We start from the raw sequence: 18,246 nt of genomic DNA on the forward strand, positions 1-18,246 counted from the left end.
CCGCCCCGAGGCGGACCCTGTACGGCGAGCCGAGGAACGCCGTGTACCGCGTGCTCGACACCGTCAAGTACGGCGAGGAGCTGCGGCTGCCGGAGCCCTTCGACCTCGTCCTCGACACCGGCGAGTTCCCCGGCGCCTGACGGCCGCCGCGCCGGCTCGCGGCCGGTGCCCGGGGCGGCCCCGCGTGGCCGACCGATGAGTTCCGGGCGTCGCGCGGGTCTCACCCCGTGTGGACGCCACCGATCCGACAGTCTTCCGCGTCGCCGGGCCCGTCGGGCCCGCCGACGTCCCGCGCCTCTGCGAGGAGCTGAGCGCGCTGCTCCGCGAGGGTACGGCCGCCGGCTGCGAGGTGGTCTGCGACGTCGGCGGGGTGACCCGGCCGGGCCTCGCCACCGTCGACGCGCTGGCCCGGCTGCGCCTGACGGCCCGGCGCCTGGGCCACCGGATGGCCGTGCGCGGCGCCGGAACCGACCTGCGGCTGCTGCTGGAGCTGGTCGGTCTGACCGGGCTCCTCAGCCCTCCAGCCGGTCCGGCAGGTCGAACAGGGGGAACCAGCGCTTCACGTCCAGGAACGACGTGATCCCCGAGACCTTCCCGTCCACGATCTCGATGACCATGAGCGCCCAGGGACTGAACCCGCCCTCCGGGTCCGGGTGGTAGTGGGCGAACGCCGGCGTGCCGTTGGCCACCACCGGCACCAGGCGCGAACCCCGGCACACCTCGCCGACGCCGAGCATCCAGCCGACGATGTCGTCGTGGCCGCGCAGCCACAGGTCGTAGGGCGGCATGGAGAGCGTCGCGTCCTCGTGGAGCAGCGCCGTCAGCGCCGCCATGTCGTACGCCTCGAAGGCCGCCACGTACCGGTCGAGGAGGCCGCGCTGCTCCTCGTCGAGCGGGTCCGCCGCGTCCGTCCGCGCCGGGTCGGACGCGGCGAGGGTGGCCCGCGCGCGCTGGAGCGCGCTGTTCACGGAGGCGACCGAGGTCTCCAGGAGCTCCGCGACCTCGCTCGCCTTCCAGGCGAGCACCTCGCGCAGGATGAGCACCGCCCGCTGCTTCGCCGGCAGGTGCTGGAGCGCCGCCACGAACGCCAGACGCACGGACTCCCGGGCGAGCGCCGCCTCCGCCGGGTCGGCGCTCTGGGGGAGCACCCGCCCGTCGGGGACGGGCTCCAGCCAGGTGACCTCGGGGCGGGCCGTGAGCTGGGCCTGGGCGACGGGCGTGGCCGCCGTCAGGTCCATGGGGCGGGCGCGGCGATTGCCCGCGTTGAGCGCGTCCAGGCAGACGTTCGTCGCGATGCGGTAGAGCCAGGAACGCAGCGACGAGCGGCCCTCGAACCGGTCGATGCTCCGCCACGCGCGGACCATCGTGTCCTGCACGGCGTCCTCCGCCTCGAAGGCCGAGCCGAGCATCCGGTAGCAGTAACCGGTCAGCTCCGTCCGGTACTCCTCCAGCCGGGCCTCCGGATCCTCCGGAGCCGCCACGTCCGCCATCGCGTCCACCCCTGTCGCGCCGCTGTCACCGCCGTCCCTCCGGAAGTTACCGGAGGGCACTGACAACGCGGACCGGATCGCGCGTCACGTGCCGGGCTTGCGCCCGTACACGAACACGTCGTCGCCGTTCTTCAGCAGGTTCCAGTATGCCTTCGCGTCGTTGGGCCGCATGTTGACGCAGCCCCCGGAACCCGGCGGGTTCCACATCGACTTGGTCGTGGAGTGGAACGCCTGCCCGCCGTCGAAGAACTGCGAGTACGGCATCCACACCTTGTAGAGGGTCGACCAGTGGTTGAGCGTGCGCTGGTAGACCTTCTTCGCGCCGGTGCGCGTCTCGGCGCCGTCACGGCCCGTGCGGACCGGCACCGGCCCGTACACGAGCTTCGACCCGTCCTGGACCCAGCTGAGCTGCCGGGTCAGGTCGACGCAGGCGATGCGGCCCTTGTTGACCGGGCACGTGCCCGCCTTGTTCGGCGTCTTCCCCGCGGCCCGCTGCTGCAGCATCGTGTCCATGGTCCGCCAGGTCAGCGGCCCCGCGTAACCGGCGCTCGGCGTGATGCCGTGCGTCTGCTGGAACGAGCGGATCGCCTGGCAGTCACCCGTGGACTGCTTGCCGTCCACGGTCCTGCCGAGGAACTTCTCCACCTGCTTCTGGTACGGCCCCGTTCCCGCCGTGCACGCCGTGGCCGCGTGCGCGGAACCCGCGCCCACGGTCAGTGCCAGCGGCACGACGAGCCCGGTGGCGCCGAGCACCACTCCGGTGCGCCGCCGCCATGCCCCGCCCTTGACCCCCATAGCCACTCCCCTTGCCTCCGATGAGGTTGTCGTACCCGTAGGACGCTCGTGACCGCCCCGCGGTTGTACCGAAAATCCGCGCGATGCGTCAGCACGACGCGTCCGAGCGCGCGGACGCGTCAGCGCCGTATCGGTGCGACGTCGGCACGACGCGTCAGCGCGATCCGCCGGCCGCGACGAGCACGCTCCGCTTCGGTGCCGGCCGGGGGCCGACGCGCCGCGCCGCCACCCGCGCCCGGTGCGTGCCGTACAGGGTGAGGGAGACGACGCCGAGGACCGCGACCAGCCCGAGCAGGACCGTGCCGCCCCAACCGGCCCGGTGGTAGGCGACGGCGCCGAGCGTGCCGCCGACACTGCTGCCGAGGTAGTACGCCGACTGGTACAGGGCCGACGCCTGGGCGCGGCCGGTGGTCGCGGCGCGGCTCACCGAGGACGAGGCGACGGCGTGGCCGGCGAAGAAGCCCGCGGTGATCAGGACGAGCCCGCCGAGCACGGCGGTCAGCGACCCGGACAGCGACAGCAGCAGACCGGCCGCCGTCGTGGCGACGGCCAGGTACAGCGCCCCGCGCCGCCCCATGCGGCCGACGAGCCGCCCGGCCGCGGCCGAGGCGACCGTGCCCACCAGGTACACGAGGAACACCGAGCCGACGACGCCCTGCGGCAGCGAGAAGGGGGCCTCCACGAGCCGGTAGCCGATGACCGTGTACACCGCGCCGAACACCGTCATGAACAGCGCGCCGATGGCGTACAGCCGCATCAGCAGAGGGTCCGACAGGTGCGTGCGCACCGTGCGCGCCAAGGCGCGCGGGTCGAGGGTGCCCGGCCGGAAGTGGCGGGCGGGGGGCAGCAGCAGCCGGTACGCCACCGCGCACACCACCGCCAGCACGCCGACGGCGGCCAGCCCGGCCCGCCAGCCCCACAGCTGCGCGGTCCAGCCGGTCACGATCCGCCCGCTCATGCCGCCGACGCTGTTGCCCGCGACGAACAGCCCGATCGCACCGACCAGCGCCTTCGGACGCACTTCCTCCGCCAGGTACGCCATCGCCGACGCCGGTACCCCGGCCAGCGCCGCGCCCTGCACGGCCCGCAGCGCCACCAGCCACTCCAGGTCCGGCGCGAACGGCACCAGCAGCCCCACGGCGGAGGCGACCGCGAGGGAGGCCGTCATCAGGGCCCGCCGCCCGAACCGCTCCGACAGCGCGCTGAGCGGCAGGACGCACAGGGCGAGCGCGCCCGTCGCGGCGGAGACGGTCCAGCTGGCGGCCGACGCGGAGACCGCGAAGTCGGCGGAGACGGCGGGCAGCAGGGCCTGCGTCGAGTAGAGGAGGGCGAACGTCGCGACGCCGGCGGCGAAGAGGGCGAGGCTCATGCGGCGGTGGCCGGGTCGTCCGGGGGCGAGGCGCGTGTCGGCGTCCACGGGGGCCGTGGACGCCTCGGTACTGGCGGGAGACATGCTTCGACCGTACGGAGACGGCCGTTCATGCGTCCAATGCACGGAACGGCTTTAATCGTTCCCATGGTGCATGAGTACAGGCCACAGCCACGGCTGTCACTGAACAGTAACGAAGAAGAAATGGGCCTGCTGCTTGCCCCTCGCCTGGCGTACTTCGCGGCGGTCGCCCGCCACGAGCACGTGACGCGGGCGGCGCGGGAGACCGGAGTGCCGCAGTCGACCCTGTCGCGCGCGGTGGCGCGGCTGGAGGAGGACCTCGGCGTCACGCTCTTCGCGCGCCGGGGCCGCGCCCTGTCCCTGACCCCGGCGGGCCGCACCTTCCTCCTCTCCGTGGAGCGGGCCCTCGGCGAGGTGGAGCGGGCCGCGGAGGCGGTGCGCGCGGACGTCGACCCGACGGCGGGGCGCGTCGCGTTCGGCTTCCTGCACACGATGGGCTCGGAGACCGTCCCCGGGCTGCTGCGGGCGTTCCGCGTCGACCACCCGAAGGTCCGCTTCACCCTCGTGCAGAACTACGGCGAGGCCATGCTCGAACGCCTGCGCGCCGGCGAGCTCGACCTGTGCCTGACCTCCCCGGTGCCGGACGCCCCCGACCTGGTCGCCCGGCGGCTGGACGAGCAGCGGCTGCGGCTCGTGGTCCCGGACGACCACCGGCTGGCCGGCCGCAAGCGCGTCCGCCTGGCGGAGGCGGCCGACGAGGCGTTCGTGACCCTCGAACCGGGGTACGGGCTGCGCCGCATCACCGACGACCTGTGCGCGGAGGCCGGGTTCCGGCCGCGCGTGGCGTTCGAGGGCGAGGAGGCGGAGACCCTGCGGGGCCTCGTCGCGGCCGGCCTCGGCGTCGCGCTGCTCCCGCCGCCGGCCGTACGGCGCCCGGGGGTCGTCGAACTGACGGTGACGGCGCCGCGCGCGGCCCGCGAGATCGGCGTCGCCTGGCAGGCGGGCCGCCCGGACACGCCCCCGGTGGCGGCGTTCAAGCGGTTCCTCCTGTCCCGCCGCGGCAAGCTCCTCGGCGAGGCGGAGCACTAGGGGCCTCGCCGATCGGGCCGGGCGCGCGGCGCCGGCACGCCCCGGTGCGACCCGGTCGCCGAGGCGGCCCCGGGGGCCGCCAGGGACCCGGCCCGGCCTGCATCGGGCGGCGGCGGCCGGGTACCCGACGGGCATGACGCACCACGACGAGAACCACCCCGCAGACCCCGTGGACCAGCGCGCCGGCCACCAGGCCGAGGCCGCGGAGGCGGCCCGGAAGGCCGAGGAGGAGCGGGCGGCGTCGCAGCCGTTCAGTTACCCGTACCCGGAGCGCCGCGCGGGTGTCCGCGCGACCCGCCGCATCGACCGGGAGCGCGCGGACGCCGACAGCGTCCCCGGCGTCCCGGGCGGTTACGGCACCACCGGCGGCGGACAGCCCGGCGGCAGCCCGGGCATCGCGCCCGACCGGGAGGGGACCATCGACCCGGCCGAGTACGCCGACACGATCGCGGGCGGCGAGCCCGACCCGCGCCGCAGGACCGATCAGGACTGACCCCCGCCGAGCCCGGGCCCACCGCCCGGGCAGGCCCGCCCCGGCGCCGCCCGCCCGCCCCGGCGGCCGAAGCCTGCCCCCACCGGAGCCCGCCCGCCTGCCCCCACCGGAGCCCGCCCGCCTGCCCCCACCGGAGCCCGCCCGCCGACGCCCGACCGGCAGGCGCCTCAGTGCCGCAGGGACCGGCCGAAGCCCGCAGCCAGCGGCATGCGCAGGCCCAGCGGGGGCGGCGCGGCGAAGGCGTCCACCACGGGGCGGGAGTGGGGCCGCCCGAAGAGCGAGCCCAGCACGAAGTCCTCGGCGAGCGCCAGGACCTCGCCGTGGTGCTGGCGCAGCGCGTGCCCGTCGGAGTGCACCTCGAACCGGCACGTGTCCCGGTTCGCCTTCTTCGCCCGCACCGCCAGCCGGTACGACAGGTCCGGGTGCGCCGCCGCGTCGTTCGTCCCGTGCACGAACATCACCTGACGCCCCACCAGCTGCCTGACCGGCTCCGGCTCGGCGGCCACGTCGTCCTCCGGCAGCCACGGCGCCAATGCCAGCACGGACGCCACGGCCGCGTGCCCCGCCGCCCGCAGCGCCGCGCGGCCGCCCATCCCGTGGCCGACGAGGCAGACGGGTACGTCGCCGTGGCGCCGCACCACCTCGGCGACCGCCCACCGAGCGTCCACGGCGAGCCGCTCGTCGGCGCCGTTCCAGCCGCGGCACCCGTACCGCACCACGTGTGCGGCCAATCCGTCGTCGCGGCCCGCCCGGGCGAGCCGTCGGGCCAGCGGCGCCAGCGCGGCGCGGTGCAGCGGCGAGGCGCGGCGCGGCGACTCGGCGCAGCCGTCCGGCAGCAGCAGCACCACCCCGCCGACCGCCGCCGTTCCCGAACCCCGGACCGCCCGCCCCAGGCGCGCCTCCCGGGCGGTGCCCGGGCCTACGAGTGCGTGGTGTGCCATGGCAGAACAGTCTCAGAAGAGGAGGTGTACGCCACCCGTACACGCGGTCACCGTTCCGCATCGGGTGGCCCCCCCACCCACGCGCCCCCGGCCCGCCCCTGCCCGCCCCCCCCCGACCGGCCCGCGGCCGGTTCGCGCCACCACGGGTGCCTCTACGCGCGTAGGGACTACAGTGCCGGGATGACGAGCCAGAGCCTCACCACCCCGACCGCGGACCAGCTCCGCCGCGCGCCGAAGGTCCTGCTCCACGACCACCTCGACGGGGGACTGCGGCCCGGCACGGTCGTCGACCTCGCCCGCGACGGCGGCTACGCCGGCCTACCCGAGACCGATCCCGAACGGCTCGGCACCTGGTTCCGCGAGGCCGCCGACTCCGGTTCGCTGGAGCGGTACCTGGAGACCTTCGCGCACACCTGCGCCGTCATGCAGACCCGCGACGCCCTCTTCCGGGTCGCCGCCGAGTGCGCCGAGGACCTCGCGGAGGACGGTGTCGTCTACGCCGAGGTGCGCTACGCCCCCGAGCAGCACCTGGAGGCCGGTCTCACCCTGGACGAGGTCGTGGACGCCGTCAACGAGGGCTTCCGCGAGGGGGAGCGCCGCGCCCGCGCGAACGGCCACCGCATCCGGGTCGGCGCGCTCCTCACCGCGATGCGGCACGCCGCGCGCTCCCTGGAGATCGCCGAACTCGCCAACGCCCACCGGGACGCAGGCGTCGTCGGCTTCGACATCGCCGGTGCCGAGGCGGGCTTCCCGCCCACCCGGCACCTCGACGCCTTCGAGTACCTGAAGCGCGAGAACAACCACTTCACCATCCACGCCGGCGAGGCGTTCGGGCTGCCGTCGATCTGGCAGGCCCTCCAGTGGTGCGGCGCGGACCGCCTCGGCCACGGCGTCCGCATCATCGACGACATCGCGATCGCCGACGACGGCACGGTCTCGCTGGGCCGCCTCGCCGCGTACGTGCGCGACAAGCGCGTCCCGCTGGAGATGTGCCCGACCTCCAACCTCCAGACCGGCGCCGCGACCTCGTACGCGGAGCACCCCATCGGCCTGCTGCGCCGCCTGCACTTCCGGGCCACGGTCAACACCGACAACAGGCTGATGTCGGGCACCACCCTGAGCCGGGAGTTCGCACACCTGACCGAGGCGTTCGGCTACACGCTCGACGACGTCCAGTGGTTCACGGTCAACGCGATGAAGTCGGCGTTCATCCCTTTCGACGAACGACTGGCGATGATCAATGACGTGATCAAGCCGGGCTTCGCCGCGCTGAAATCCGCTTGGCTGTTCGGGTCGACCGGCCCCACCAGCGGTTCTGCGGCCCAGGACGCCTGACGCCGCGCCGCGCCCGGCCGGTGCGGGGGACGCGGGCGCCGCCGAACGGCCCACCGCCGGGTGTTTGCGGGGTCCGGCGGCCCGTGGCTACGTTGCAGAGCCGCTCCACCCCCCGAGTCACCCCAAGGACGAAAACCGATGAAGCAGTCCGCTGCCAAGACCCTCGGCGTCGCCGCCCTCGGTGCCGCCTTCGCCGCCTCCGCCGCCGGCAGCGCCTCCGCGCTCACCTCCGTCCCCACCGGCCCGGCCCTCCAGACCGTCACCTCGATGCTCCCCGTCGCCGAGACCGTCGCGCAGCTGCCCGGCGGCGCCGGCGAGACCGCCACCGTCACGCAGGGCGTCCTGGACACCGTCACGGAATCCGCCCCCGCGGTGCCGGTCAACACCCCGGCCGACCCGGTGGTCGGGCTCCTCGGCGGCCTCCCGGTCGGCGGCGCCCTCCCGGCAGCCGGCCTCTGAGCCGACACGCACGACGAGGCGACACGCACGACGAGGCGGTGGGCGCGCATCCGTGAAGGATGCGCGCCCACCGCCGTACGTACGTGACGCCCCGGCTCCGGCGGGCTACCAGGCCGGCTTCGCGCCCCGCTCCACCGGCAGCAGCATCCACAGCGCCAGGTACAGCAGGAACTGCGGGCCCGGCAGCAGGCACGACACCACGAAGATCACGCGCATCGTCGTCGCCGAGGTGCCGAAGCGCCGTGCCAGCGCCGCGCACACTCCGCCGATCACGCGTCCGTCACGGGGGCGGGTCAGTGCGGCCATGGTGGGCTCCTTCGTGAGCTGTGTCGCGGAAGCCTCTCGTCGGCTCCCGATGACTCCATCCTGCCCGCACCCACCGGACAAAACGTCAGGCTACGGGGCGATCCCGACCCTGGGAATCCTCGGGGTCGCCCCCTGGGGGGCGTCCTCCCGACGCAGGGGCCCGCCGGGCCCGCGGCTCCGCCCGGGGGAGGACCAGCCGCCGGCACCGGCGCCGACCCGGGCCCCGATCCCGGCCCGCGGGCCGCCCGCGCCCCCGCCGCCCGGCGCGTACAGCCTGCGCCGCAGCCTCGCCCGCCAGGCCGGCACCACCGCCAGGTGGGCCAGCGCCACGCCGGCGGCGTTGAGGAGCACCGCGTCGACGTCCACCACCCGCCCCGGGACGGCCGTCTGCAGCAGCTCGATCCCCAGGGACAGCAGGGCGCCCGCCGACACCGTCCGCACCAGGGACGCCCACGGCGCCACGTCGAGGCGCGCGTCCGCGAGCGGCAGCAGCACCCCCAGCGGCGCCAGCAGGAGGAGGGACTCGCCGATCCGCCGCGCCGCTTCCACCGGGCCCAGCGCCAGGTCGGCCCTGATCCCGGCCAGCGGCTCCAGATTCGCGGCCGTCACCCACATCACGTCCAGCGGCCGCAGCGTCAGCCACCCCACGAACACCAGATGGACGAAGAGGAGGACGAGCCCCGCCACGCGGTAGCGGAGGGCGGCACTGCCGCCCGAACCTTGACGCTGCACGCCCCCCAAGACGCGGGGACCGGCGGGATCGGTTCCGCGCCCGGCCCACGGGCCGCACCCGCACCCGGATCGGAGAGCTCCACGTCCGGCCCACGGGCCGCACGCGCAGCGAGCTGCGCAGCCGGATCAGAGACTCCCCATCCGTCACACCAGCCGCAGCACCACACCCGGCACAGGGCCGGCGTCCGGCCCACCAGCCACAGCGCGACAGTCACGCCCACAGCACGACGCCCGCAGCGCCGCAGCCGGATCAGGGGCTCCGCGTCGGCACGGCCGACTCCGGCCGCTCCTTCACGCCCTCGTCGCACACGTACCGCCGCACCGGGTACTTCCCCGGCCCGCCCAGCACCACCGTGCCGTCCACCGACGTCGCGTCCGTACCGGCGTACGTGCACACGATCTGCGCCAGCGCCGCCGGCGGCAGGTCCTCCGGCTGCCGGCTGAGCCGCAGCGCGCCCTCCGGGTCGCCCTCCCGGCCCGCCGACACCGTCAACGGCTCCTCGATGTACGTGGTGAAGCCCGCCTGCCGCTCGCCCTGCGACGGCCGCTCCCGCATCGCCTCCACCAGCGCCGCGGCGACGGCCACGCGCCCCGCCTCGCCGGTCGCCGCGTCCGACGGCGGCAGGATGCGGTCCACCGGCTCCAGCCCCGACGCGCAGACCAGGTACACCCGCGCGGTCGTGCCCCCGTCCGGCGTCCGCGACCCCGAGGCCGCCTCCGACAGGCTGCACGGCACCCGCGAGGGCGCCCCGCCCGCGTCGACCGGCACCGACGTCGTGCGGATCCCGCACCCGGCGGTCAGCGCCGCCACCGCCGCCAGCACGGCCGCACCGGCGAGCACGCGCCGGCCTGCGCGGACCGGGCCCCGCGCGCGCAGGCCGGCCCGCGCGCCCCGGACGCCGCCCGGCCGGGACCGCCCGCCGCCGGCCTCAGGCACCCGCATCCCGCTCGTCACTCCCCTGTCCCTCATCCCCTGGACCGCCGTTCCCTCGGCCGCCGTTCCCTCGCCCGCTCCGTCCGCGGCCGCCGTCGCCCGTCCCGCTCCGCGCCGGGCCGTCCACCCCGGCGTCGTCACCCGCCGCGACCGCCGAACCGTCGCGCGGCAGGCGCAGCGTGAACACCGCGCCGTCCCCGTCCGGGGAGTTGGCCGCCGTGATGTCACCGCCGTGGATCAGCGCGTTCTCCATGGCGATCGACAGCCCGAGACCGCTGCCCTCCGAGCGGGGACGGGACGCGCTCGCCTTGTAGAACCGGTCGAAGACGTGCGGCAGGACGTCCTCGGGGATGCCCGGCCCGTGGTCCCGCACCCGAACGATCAGGTCGTCGCCCGTCGTCCGCACCGACACCCGCACCGGCGAACCGCCGTGCTTCAGCGCGTTGCCGATGAGGTTCGCCAGGATCACGTCCAGGCGCCGCGGGTCCAGCCGCGCCATGGTGCCCCGCTCGGCGTCCAGCTCCACCGCGTCCAGCCACGCCCGCGCGTCGATGCACGCCGTCACCTGGTCGGCCACGTCCACGTCGTCCAGGACCAGGCGAGCCGTGCCGGCGTCGAACCGGGTGACCTCCATCAGGTTCTCCACCAGGGTGTTCAGCCGCCGCGTCTCGCTGATCACCAGCGACACGGCCGGCGCCACCATCGGGTCGAGACCGTCCTGCTCCTCCTCCAGCACCTCCGTGACCGCCGTCAGGGCGGTCATCGGCGTGCGCAGCTCGTGGGACATGTCGGCCACGAACCGGCGGCTGGACTCCTCCCGCGCGCTCATGTCCGCGACCTTCTTCTGCAGGCTCTCCGCGGCGTCGTTGAACGTCCGGGCCAGCTCGGCCAGTTCGTCGGTGCCCGACACGCGCAGCCGCGTGTCCAACTTCCCCTCGCCGAGCCGCCGCGCGGCCTCGCCCAGCCGGTGCACCGGCTTCAGCACCGTCGTCGCCGCCACCTGCGCCAGCAGCGCCGACCCCAGCAGCGCCAGCAGCGTCGCCACCCCCAGCGACCAGCCCAGCGAGTTCAGGTCCTGCCGCTCCGGCTCCAGCGACTTCAGCATGTACCCCGTCGGGCCGCCGCCGATGATCCGCGTCCCGCCCACCAGGTACGGCTTCCCGCGCAGCGTCGTCCGCAGCCAGAACACGTGGTACGAGTGCCGGTTGCCGGACGTGAGCTCCTGCTCCTCGTCCACGGCGGCCCGCAGCGACGGCGGCACGTCGCTCAGCGTGAACCGGTCCGCGTCGGACACGCCGACGATGGGCTTCCCCGCGTCCCGCTCACCGAGCAGCACCACGCTGTACCCGCCGCCGCCGACGGCCATCAGCTCGGCCGTCCGCCGCAGCTCCTCCTCCGTCGGCCGCAGCGGCAGCGCCGCCGCCCGGTTCTGCATCTCCTGCTTGAAGTCCCCGAGCGCCGCGTCCTGCGTACGCTTCAGCACCGCCTCGCGGTTCAGCCAGTACGCGATGCCCGACGCCGACACGGCGGCCGTCAGCGCCACCAGGCCGAACACGATGATCAGCCGGACGCGCAGGCTCGTCCACCGCTTGCCCGCACTCAGCGCCCGCTGCGCGCCCTTCGCGGCCCCGCTCAATGTGCTGCCCCGTCCTTCACGAATGCTCACGCGGGGCTGTCGAGCCGGTAACCGACGCCGCGCACGGTGCGGATGAGCGTCGGCGACGACGGAACGTCCTCCACCTTCGCCCGCAACCGCTGCACGCACGCGTCGACCAGGCGCGAGTCGCCGAGGTAGTCGTGCTCCCACACCAGCCGCAGCAACTGCTGCCGCGACAGCGCCTGCCCCGGGCGGCGGCTCAGCTCCAGCAGCAGCCGCAGCTCCGTCGGCGTGAGCTGCAGCTCCTCGCCGTTCTTCGTCACCGTCATCGCCGACCGGTCGATGACCAGCGAGCCGAACGTCGCCGAGTCCGTCGTCTCCCGCTCGCCGCGGCGAAGCACGGCACGGATCCGCGCGTCCAGGACACGCCCCTGCACCGGCTTGACGACGTAGTCGTCCGCGCCCGACTCCAGCCCGACGACCACGTCGATGTCGTCGCTGCGCGCGGTCAGCAGGATGATCGGCAGCTGGTCCGTCCGCCGGATCCGCCGGCACACCTCGAAACCGTCGATCCCCGGCAGCATCACGTCCAGGACGATCAGGTCGGGCCGCTGCTCGCGCAGCAGTTTCAGGCCGTCCTCACCCGTCGCCGCGGTGGCCACGCGGTGGCCCTGGCGGGACAGCGAGAGTTCGAGGGCCGTGCGGATGGCGTCGTCGTCCTCGATCAGCAACAGGAAAGGCACGGCGTCATTCTGTCCCATGGGGGGAGACGAGTTCGACACGTGGAGCGCTCCCACGGCCCGTCCGGTACCGGACCGGTATGTCAACCGCCCCTGTGACACGCCTGTGACAGTCGACGGACACCGTCATGAACTGGCCTGGGCAAGCTTTTTTTCACACGGATCAGCCGACTCCACGACGACAGGGGGGCGTGATGAACGCAGTGCAGCACAGCACCACCTCGAACGCAGTAGTCACGCGTCTCCACGACGTCGCCAGGAGCACGGAGAAGTCCGGCGCCGTGAACGGGCGGGGGTGCGTTCGCGGCGCCGGGCGTCAGCACAAGGCGCCCTACATGGTCGCCCTGTCTGACGGGGGAAGCGCGTACGGGGAGGTCAAGGGGGAGCGGCAGGCCCCGGCGAAGCGGGGGAGCGCGGACATCGCGTTCACCGCCTACGTCCAGGAGCGCCGCGCCTCCCTGTACGCCACCGCCTACCACCTCACCGGCGACCGCCACGAGGCGGAGGACCTGCTCCAGAGCGCGCTGTTCTCGACGTACCGCGCCTGGGACCGCATCAGCGACAAGGCGGCCGTCGGCGGCTACCTGCGCCGCACGATGACCAACCTGCACATCAGCGCCTGGCGGCGCCGCAAGCTCAACGAGTACCCGACGGAGGAACTGCCGGAGACGGTCGGCGACTCCGACGCGATGCGCGGCACGGAGCTGCGCGCGGTGCTCTGGCAGGCGCTCGCCCGACTGCCCGAACTGCAGCGCACCATGCTGGTGCTGCGCTACTACGAGGGCCGTACGGATCCGGAGATCGCGGAGATCCTGGACATCAGCGTCGGCACGGTGAAGTCGAGCATCTGGCGGTCGCTCCGCCGGCTGCGCGAGGACGAGGTCCTCAGCTTCGGCCGTGACCAGGAGGAGTCCTTCGGGCAGCTCGTGGCCTGAAGGCAGGGGGGACGGTCCGGGGCCCGGGGGGACCACGGACCGCGCACGGGGGGAAACGGGGGAAACACCTGCGCCGGACAAGCTGGGGGGCTTGTCCGGCGCACGCGTGTGTGTGGGGGTTACGCCGGCTCGGGCGTCCTCGGCGTGCGGTGGCGGCCGGCCGCCGCGGCGGCCAGGCGCCCCAGGGCCTCCTCCTTGCCGCACGGGTGGGCGCCCAGCTCCGTCTGCCGGGCCACGATCGACCGCTCCGCGCGCATCAGCCGCCAGCCGCGCCGCAGCAGGAACGGCACCGACTTGCGGCCCTCGCGCAGGTCCCGCAGCAGCCGCCGGCGGAACGTCGTGGACGGCCGGCCGCGCAGGCACAGGGCGTCGGCGAGCACCCCGAGCTCCTCGCAGCGCCGCACCACGTCGGCGGCGAAGATGCCTTCCGCGACGAACAGCGGTGTGCGGCCGATGTCCAGGGTCTCGCGGGAGACGCGGGAGCTGGTGGAGATGTCGTACACCGGGACCGAGGTGCGGCCGGTGGCGCAGAGCTCGACGATGGCGGACACGGCCGCCTCCGCGTCCCAGGACCCGGGCGAGTCCCAGTCGATGTCCGTGCTGCCGGGGACGAGCGGCAACGTCGGGTCGTCGCCCTCCTTGTAGAAGTCGTCGAGCCGGAGCACGGGAAGACCGGCACGGGCGGCGAGGGACGACTTGCCGGAGCCGGAGGGGCCCGCGAGCAGCACGACGCGGGTCGGGATGGGTTGGGAGCTCACGGGACACCAGTGTGAACCATTGCCCCGGTAGGGGGACCCCGTCGGGGACCCGTTGGTATCGAGCATCACACCTCCACTACGGTGAGTGCCCGACCGATCACCCACCAGGCAGGAACTCCCATGAACCCCTTGCTGAAGGCCGGACTGACCGTCACGGCGGTGGGCGCCGCCCTCGGTGCCGCCGGCACGGCCCAGGCGGCGGACCTGCACCAGGTCGACGCCCAGGCGGCCCTCCAGGCCGTGGCGGCCGCCGTGCCCCACGCGACGGCCCCGGTGAAGAACCTCAAGGTCAACCCGCTGGCGGAGACGGGCGTCGACCCGCTGAACAACGGTGTCGGCACGCAGGTGTCGGACTTCCAGCCGGTCTCCACGACGTCCGCGACCGGCTCCCTCACCAGCGCGCCCAACCTCCCCGTAGCCGGCCCCCTGCTCGGCGGCCTCATCCCGGGCTGACCACAGCCCGACACTCCCCGCACGGGCCCACGGCGGCCGAGAGCGGCCCGTACTGAGCCGAGCCCCCACCCTTCCCGCACCGGCGCACGGCGGCCGGGAGGGGCCGTGGTGGGTTGCCCCCGCAGGGGTTGGCGGCGATTGCCGGTTCACTTCCGCGGTACCCGAGGCCGCCGACCCCGAGGAGGTGACCCACCACGGCCCCGACCCCACCCACCGACCGGTGCTCCGTGACGTGCCGCGGCAGACCCGTCACGTGCGCACGAAGCGGCCCCGACGTGCCGCGGCAGACCCGTCACGTGAGCGCGAAGCGGCCCCGACCCGCCGACCGGCGCCCCGACGTGCCGCGGCAGGCACGCGGCGAGCACGAAGCGGCCCCGCCTCCCCCGGACGGAGGGAAAGCGGGGCCGTGGTCGCGCGGGCGGCGTGCGGCTCAGTACGCCGAGCCGGACGCGCCCAGGGAGCCCGTCGGGTGCCAGACCGTCTTCGTCTCCAGGAACGCCGTCAGCCGACGCGTACCCGGATCGGTCGTCCAGTCCGCGCCGCCGTCCACAGCCTGTGGACGCAGGACGCGCTTGAGGTTGTCGGCCGCCGCGACCTCCAGGTCCCGCGCCAGCTCGGCGTCCGCGCCCGTCAGGTCGATGGCGTTGACGTCCTGGTGCGCGGCGAGCGGCGCGGCGATCTCCGCCGTACGGCCCGACAGCACGTTCACGACGCCACCCGGCACGTCCGACGTGGCCAGCACCTCGGCCAGCGACAGCGCCGGCAGCGGGGACCGCTCGCTCGCGACGACCACCGCGGTGTTGCCCGTGGCGATCACCGGGGCCAGCACCGACACCAGACCCAGCAGCGACGACTCCTGCGGCGCCAGCACGGCGACGACACCCGTCGGCTCCGGCGTCGACAGGTTGAAGTACGGCCCGGAGACCGGGTTGGCCCCGCCGACGACCTGGCTGATCTTGTCCGTCCAGCCCGCGTACCAGACCCAGCGGTCCACCGCCGCCTCGACGACCTCCGCCGCCTTCGACTTCGACAGGCCCTCGGCGTCGGCCACCTCGCGGACGAACTGGCCGCGGCGGCCCTCCATCATCTCGGCGACCCGGTACAGGATCTGGCCGCGCAGGTACGCCGTCGAGCCGGCCCAGCCGCCGAACGCCTTGCGGGCGGCGACCACCGCGTCACGGGCGTCCTTGCGGGAGGAGAGCGGCGCGTTCGCCAGCCACTTGCCCTTGTCGTCCGTCACTTCGTACACCCGGCCGCTCTCGCTGCGGGGGAACTTGCCCCCCACGTACAGCTTGTAGGTCTTGAAGACGCTCAGCCGCGTCGCCGTCTCAGACATCGAGGTACGCCTCCAGACCGTGGCGGCCGCCTTCGCGGCCGAAGCCCGACTCCTTGTAGCCGCCGAACGGCGAGGCCGGGTCCAGCTTGTTGAACGTGTTGGCCCACACGACGCCCGCGCGGAGCCGGTCGGCGACCGCGAGCATGCGGGAGCCCTTCTCCGTCCAGACGCCCGCCGAGAGGCCGTACTGGCTGTTGTTGGCCTTGGCGACGGCCTCGTCCGGCGTGCGGAACGTCAGTACCGACAGCACCGGCCCGAAGATCTCGTCGCGGGCGACGGTGTGGGCCTGTGTGACGCCCGTGAAGAGCGTCGGCGCGAACCAGTAGCCGGTGGACGGCAGCTCGCACGGCGCCGACCAGCGCTCGGCGCCCTCCGCCTCGCCGGTGTCCGCCAACGCCGTGATGCGCGCCAGCTGCTCGGCGGAGTTGATCGCGCCGATGTCGGTGTTCTTGTCCAGCGGGTCGCCGAGGCGCAGCGTCGACAGGCGGCGCTTGAGCGAGTCCAGCAGCTCGTCCTGGATGGACTCCTGCACCAGCAGGCGCGATCCGGCGCAGCAGACCTGGCCCTGGTTGAAGAAGATGCCCGTGACGATGCCCTCGACGGCCTGGTCGATCGGGGCGTCGTCGAAGACGATGTTCGCGCCCTTGCCGCCCAGTTCCAGCGTGAGCTTCTTGCGCGTGCCCGCGACCTGGCGCGCGATGGCCTTGCCGACGCCGGTCGAGCCGGTGAAGGCGACCTTGTCGACGTCCGGGTGCTGCACCAGCGCGGCACCGGCGTCCCCGTAGCCGGGGAGGATGTTGACGACGCCCTTCGGCAGGCCCGCCTGGCGGCAGATGTCCGCGAAGAACAGCGCGGAGAGCGGGGTTGTCTCGGCGGGCTTCAGGACGACGGTGTTGCCCGCGGCGAGCGCCGGGGCGATCTTCCACGCGAGCATCAGCAGGGGGAAGTTCCACGGGATGACCTGGCCGGCCACGCCCAGCGGGCGCGGGTCGGGGCCGAAGCCGGCGTGGGACAGCTTGTCCGCCCAGCCCGCGTAGTAGAAGAAGTGCCCGGCGACCAGCGGGAGGTCGTGGTCGCGCGTCTCCTTGATCGGCTTGCCGTTGTCCAGCGTCTCCAGGACGGCCAGCTCGCGGGAGCGCTCCTGGATGATCCGCGCGATGCGGAACAGGTACTTGGCGCGCTCGGAGCCGGGCAGCGCCGACCACTTCTCGAACGCCTTGCGGGCGGCCCGCACGGCCCGGTCCACGTCCTCGGTGCCGGCCTGGGCGACCTCGGACAGGACCTCCTCGCTGGAGGGGGAGACGGTCTTGAAGACCTTGCCGTCCGCGGCGTCGGTGAACTCGCCGTCGATGAACAGGCCGTAGGACGGCGCGATGTCCACGACGGAGCGGGACTCGGGGGCGGGGGCGTACTCGAACTTGGTCATCGTGATCAGTCCACCGTCACGTAGTCGGGACCGGAGTAGCGTCCGGTGGCCAGCTTCTGACGCTGCATGAGGAGGTCGTTCAGCAGGCTCGACGCGCCGAAGCGGAACCAGTGGTTGTCCAGCCAGTCCTCGCCGACGGTCTCGTTGACCAGGACCAGGAACTTGAGGGCGTCCTTGGTGGTCCGGATGCCGCCCGCGGGCTTCACCCCGATCTGTACCCCGGTCTGGGCGCGGAAGTCGCGCACGGCCTCGAGCATGAGGAGGGTGTTCGCGGGGGTGGCGTTGACGCCGACCTTGCCGGTCGACGTCTTGATGAAGTCCGCCCCGGCGATCATGCCGAGCCAGGAGGCGCGGCGGATGTTGTCGTACGTGGAGAGCTCGCCGGTCTCGAAGATGACCTTCAGCCGGGCGGGGCCCGCGGCCTCCTTCACGGCGCGGATCTCGTCGTGGACCTTGAGGTAGTGGCCCGCGAGGAACGCGCCGCGGTCGATCACCATGTCGATCTCGTCCGCCCCGGCGGCGACGGCGTCACGCGTGTCCGCGAGCTTGACGTCGAGGGCGGCGCGGCCGGCCGGGAAGGCGGTCGCGACGGAGGCGACCTTCACGTCCGTACCGGCGAGACCGGCCTTGGCGGTGGCCACCATGTCGGGGTAGACGCACACGGCGGCCGTGCGCGGCGTGGTGCGGTCGGTGGGATCGGGGTGGACGGCCTTGGCGGCGAGCGCCCGGACCTTGCCCGGGGTGTCCGCGCCTTCGAGCGTCGTCAGGTCGATCATCGAGATGGCCAGGTCGATGGCGTACGCCTTGGACGTGGTCTTGATCGAACGGGTTCCGAGGGACGCGGCGCGCGCTTCGAGACCGACGGCGTCGACGCCGGGCAGCCCGTGGAGGAAGCGGCGCAGTGTGCTGTCGGACGCGGTCACGTCAGCGAGTGCATTGGTGGGCATGGTCACCAGGGGAGCATATCTACGCGCGTAGCGTCCTGTACAGCCCCCGGGGGCGGAGGGGCGCAGAAGTGACGGGGAACGCACAGGTGA

At 74.1% G+C, this 18,246-nt stretch carries 20 protein-coding genes; 7 read left to right on the top strand and 13 right to left on the bottom strand.

Annotated features, from left to right (window positions below):
* Positions 1 to 229 precede the first annotated feature (229 nt).
* Positions 230 to 580 carry an STAS domain-containing protein gene (locus ACF053_RS19935; RefSeq protein ID WP_391955095.1) on the top strand — a complete coding sequence of 117 codons (351 nt, stop codon included), beginning with the start codon at positions 230 to 232 and terminating at the stop codon, positions 578 to 580.
* Here ACF053_RS19935 and ACF053_RS19940 read toward each other — a convergent pair.
* From ACF053_RS19940 to ACF053_RS19950, 3 genes are all read right to left on the bottom strand, one after another.
* The gene (locus ACF053_RS19940; protein WP_391955096.1) at positions 513 to 1,490 is read right to left on the bottom strand and encodes a sigma-70 family RNA polymerase sigma factor; all 978 of its coding nucleotides are present in this window, start codon (positions 1,488 to 1,490) and stop codon (positions 513 to 515) included. The two genes, ACF053_RS19935 and ACF053_RS19940, sit on opposite strands and share 68 nt — an antisense overlap.
* Positions 1,491 to 1,574: 84 nt before the next feature.
* Positions 1,575 to 2,285, bottom strand: coding sequence for a L,D-transpeptidase family protein (locus ACF053_RS19945; protein ID WP_391955097.1), 711 nt, complete (start codon positions 2,283 to 2,285; stop codon positions 1,575 to 1,577).
* Between the two features lie 154 nt (positions 2,286 to 2,439).
* The gene (locus tag ACF053_RS19950; protein ID WP_391955098.1) at positions 2,440 to 3,738 is read right to left on the bottom strand and encodes an MFS transporter; all 1,299 of its coding nucleotides are present in this window, start codon (positions 3,736 to 3,738) and stop codon (positions 2,440 to 2,442) included.
* Between the two features lie 63 nt (positions 3,739 to 3,801).
* On the opposite strand from ACF053_RS19950, the gene ACF053_RS19955 reads away from it, so the two are divergent.
* On the top strand, positions 3,802 to 4,764 hold the full coding sequence (locus tag ACF053_RS19955) for a LysR family transcriptional regulator (protein ID WP_391955099.1): 963 nt from the start codon (positions 3,802 to 3,804) through the stop codon (positions 4,762 to 4,764).
* 133 nt (positions 4,765 to 4,897) lie between these two features.
* Positions 4,898 to 5,257 (top strand): hypothetical protein, encoded by a 360-nt coding sequence (locus ACF053_RS19960; protein WP_391955100.1) that lies wholly within the window; start codon positions 4,898 to 4,900, stop codon positions 5,255 to 5,257.
* Positions 5,258 to 5,424: 167 nt separating this feature from the next.
* On the opposite strand, the gene ACF053_RS19965 is transcribed toward ACF053_RS19960, so the two are convergent.
* The gene (locus tag ACF053_RS19965; protein ID WP_391955101.1) at positions 5,425 to 6,198 is read right to left on the bottom strand and encodes an alpha/beta hydrolase; all 774 of its coding nucleotides are present in this window, start codon (positions 6,196 to 6,198) and stop codon (positions 5,425 to 5,427) included.
* Positions 6,199 to 6,378: 180 nt separating this feature from the next.
* Between ACF053_RS19965 and ACF053_RS19970 the strand changes: the two genes are divergently transcribed.
* Both ACF053_RS19970 and ACF053_RS19975 read left to right on the top strand, forming a co-directional pair.
* Positions 6,379 to 7,533: an adenosine deaminase gene (locus tag ACF053_RS19970; protein ID WP_391955102.1), complete on the top strand. Its 1,155-nt coding sequence runs from the start codon at positions 6,379 to 6,381 to the stop codon at positions 7,531 to 7,533.
* A 138-nt stretch (positions 7,534 to 7,671) separates the two neighbouring features.
* On the top strand, positions 7,672 to 7,992 hold the full coding sequence (locus ACF053_RS19975) for an ATP-binding protein (protein WP_391955103.1): 321 nt from the start codon (positions 7,672 to 7,674) through the stop codon (positions 7,990 to 7,992).
* Between the two features lie 105 nt (positions 7,993 to 8,097).
* Here the strand turns inward: ACF053_RS19975 and ACF053_RS19980 are convergent, their stop codons facing one another.
* From ACF053_RS19980 to afsQ1, 5 genes are all read right to left on the bottom strand, one after another.
* The gene (locus ACF053_RS19980; RefSeq protein WP_058944084.1) at positions 8,098 to 8,298 is read right to left on the bottom strand and encodes a PspC domain-containing protein; all 201 of its coding nucleotides are present in this window, start codon (positions 8,296 to 8,298) and stop codon (positions 8,098 to 8,100) included.
* 90 nt (positions 8,299 to 8,388) lie between these two features.
* Positions 8,389 to 9,030, bottom strand: coding sequence for a VanZ family protein (locus ACF053_RS19985; protein WP_391955104.1), 642 nt, complete (start codon positions 9,028 to 9,030; stop codon positions 8,389 to 8,391).
* 250 nt (positions 9,031 to 9,280) lie between these two features.
* The gene (locus ACF053_RS19990; RefSeq protein WP_391955105.1) at positions 9,281 to 9,973 is read right to left on the bottom strand and encodes a hypothetical protein; all 693 of its coding nucleotides are present in this window, start codon (positions 9,971 to 9,973) and stop codon (positions 9,281 to 9,283) included.
* Positions 9,960 to 11,600, bottom strand: a complete 1,641-nt coding sequence (locus tag ACF053_RS19995) for an ATP-binding protein (protein ID WP_391955106.1) — start codon at positions 11,598 to 11,600, stop codon at positions 9,960 to 9,962. The genes ACF053_RS19990 and ACF053_RS19995 overlap by 14 nt, the downstream gene beginning before the upstream one ends.
* A gap of 26 nt (positions 11,601 to 11,626) precedes the next feature.
* Positions 11,627 to 12,304: a two-component system response regulator AfsQ1 gene (afsQ1, locus tag ACF053_RS20000; protein ID WP_198549299.1), complete on the bottom strand. Its 678-nt coding sequence runs from the start codon at positions 12,302 to 12,304 to the stop codon at positions 11,627 to 11,629.
* A 191-nt stretch (positions 12,305 to 12,495) separates the two neighbouring features.
* Between afsQ1 and ACF053_RS20005 the strand changes: the two genes are divergently transcribed.
* A complete protein-coding gene (locus ACF053_RS20005; RefSeq protein WP_058941458.1) occupies positions 12,496 to 13,236 on the top strand; it encodes a SigE family RNA polymerase sigma factor in 741 nt (246 codons plus the stop codon).
* Between the two features lie 119 nt (positions 13,237 to 13,355).
* On the opposite strand, the gene ACF053_RS20010 is transcribed toward ACF053_RS20005, so the two are convergent.
* Entirely contained in the window at positions 13,356 to 14,060 is a 705-nt protein-coding gene (locus ACF053_RS20010) for a uridine kinase family protein (protein WP_391955107.1), read from the bottom strand.
* A 54-nt stretch (positions 14,061 to 14,114) separates the two neighbouring features.
* Between ACF053_RS20010 and ACF053_RS20015 the strand changes: the two genes are divergently transcribed.
* Positions 14,115 to 14,447, top strand: coding sequence for a hypothetical protein (locus ACF053_RS20015; RefSeq protein ID WP_391955108.1), 333 nt, complete (start codon positions 14,115 to 14,117; stop codon positions 14,445 to 14,447).
* Positions 14,448 to 14,877: 430 nt separating this feature from the next.
* Here the strand turns inward: ACF053_RS20015 and ACF053_RS20020 are convergent, their stop codons facing one another.
* The 3 genes from ACF053_RS20020 to deoC are packed head-to-tail and all read right to left on the bottom strand — an operon-like array spanning position 14,878 to position 18,156.
* Complete coding sequence (locus ACF053_RS20020) at positions 14,878 to 15,783, bottom strand: aldehyde dehydrogenase family protein (protein WP_391955109.1); 906 nt, start codon at positions 15,781 to 15,783, stop codon at positions 14,878 to 14,880.
* The gene (locus ACF053_RS20025) at positions 15,776 to 17,209 is read right to left on the bottom strand and encodes an aldehyde dehydrogenase family protein (RefSeq protein WP_391955110.1); all 1,434 of its coding nucleotides are present in this window, start codon (positions 17,207 to 17,209) and stop codon (positions 15,776 to 15,778) included. Before ACF053_RS20025 ends, ACF053_RS20020 begins: the two co-directional genes overlap by 8 nt.
* 5 nt (positions 17,210 to 17,214) lie before the next feature.
* Positions 17,215 to 18,156 (bottom strand): deoxyribose-phosphate aldolase, encoded by a 942-nt coding sequence (gene deoC / locus ACF053_RS20030; protein ID WP_391955145.1) that lies wholly within the window; start codon positions 18,154 to 18,156, stop codon positions 17,215 to 17,217.
* Positions 18,157 to 18,246 lie beyond the last annotated feature (90 nt).

The sequence above is a fragment of the Streptomyces kanasensis genome (genome assembly GCF_043077165.1).
Classification (GTDB): domain Bacteria; phylum Actinomycetota; class Actinomycetes; order Streptomycetales; family Streptomycetaceae; genus Streptomyces; species Streptomyces changanensis.

Excerpts from the sequence above, each read along its gene's own strand:
- ACF053_RS19940 (WP_391955096.1), bottom strand. The coding sequence starts at position 1,490 with ATGGCGGACGTGGCGGCTCCGGAGGATCCGGAGGCCCGGCTGGAGGAG.
- ACF053_RS19945 (WP_391955097.1), bottom strand. The coding sequence starts at position 2,285 with ATGGGGGTCAAGGGCGGGGCATGGCGGCGGCGCACCGGAGTGGTGCTC.
- ACF053_RS19950 (WP_391955098.1), bottom strand. The coding sequence starts at position 3,738 with ATGTCTCCCGCCAGTACCGAGGCGTCCACGGCCCCCGTGGACGCCGAC.
- ACF053_RS19955 (WP_391955099.1), top strand. The coding sequence starts at position 3,802 with ATGGTGCATGAGTACAGGCCACAGCCACGGCTGTCACTGAACAGTAAC.
- ACF053_RS19960 (WP_391955100.1), top strand. The coding sequence starts at position 4,898 with ATGACGCACCACGACGAGAACCACCCCGCAGACCCCGTGGACCAGCGC.
- ACF053_RS19965 (WP_391955101.1), bottom strand. The coding sequence starts at position 6,198 with ATGGCACACCACGCACTCGTAGGCCCGGGCACCGCCCGGGAGGCGCGC.
- ACF053_RS19970 (WP_391955102.1), top strand. The coding sequence starts at position 6,379 with ATGACGAGCCAGAGCCTCACCACCCCGACCGCGGACCAGCTCCGCCGC.
- ACF053_RS19975 (WP_391955103.1), top strand. The coding sequence starts at position 7,672 with ATGAAGCAGTCCGCTGCCAAGACCCTCGGCGTCGCCGCCCTCGGTGCC.
- ACF053_RS19980 (WP_058944084.1), bottom strand. The coding sequence starts at position 8,298 with ATGGCCGCACTGACCCGCCCCCGTGACGGACGCGTGATCGGCGGAGTG.
- ACF053_RS19990 (WP_391955105.1), bottom strand. The coding sequence starts at position 9,973 with ATGCGGGTGCCTGAGGCCGGCGGCGGGCGGTCCCGGCCGGGCGGCGTC.
- ACF053_RS20005 (WP_058941458.1), top strand. The coding sequence starts at position 12,496 with ATGAACGCAGTGCAGCACAGCACCACCTCGAACGCAGTAGTCACGCGT.
- ACF053_RS20010 (WP_391955107.1), bottom strand. The coding sequence starts at position 14,060 with ATGCTCGATACCAACGGGTCCCCGACGGGGTCCCCCTACCGGGGCAAT.
- ACF053_RS20015 (WP_391955108.1), top strand. The coding sequence starts at position 14,115 with ATGAACCCCTTGCTGAAGGCCGGACTGACCGTCACGGCGGTGGGCGCC.
- ACF053_RS20020 (WP_391955109.1), bottom strand. The coding sequence starts at position 15,783 with ATGTCTGAGACGGCGACGCGGCTGAGCGTCTTCAAGACCTACAAGCTG.
- ACF053_RS20025 (WP_391955110.1), bottom strand. The coding sequence starts at position 17,209 with ATGACCAAGTTCGAGTACGCCCCCGCCCCCGAGTCCCGCTCCGTCGTG.
- deoC (WP_391955145.1), bottom strand. The coding sequence starts at position 18,156 with ATGCCCACCAATGCACTCGCTGACGTGACCGCGTCCGACAGCACACTG.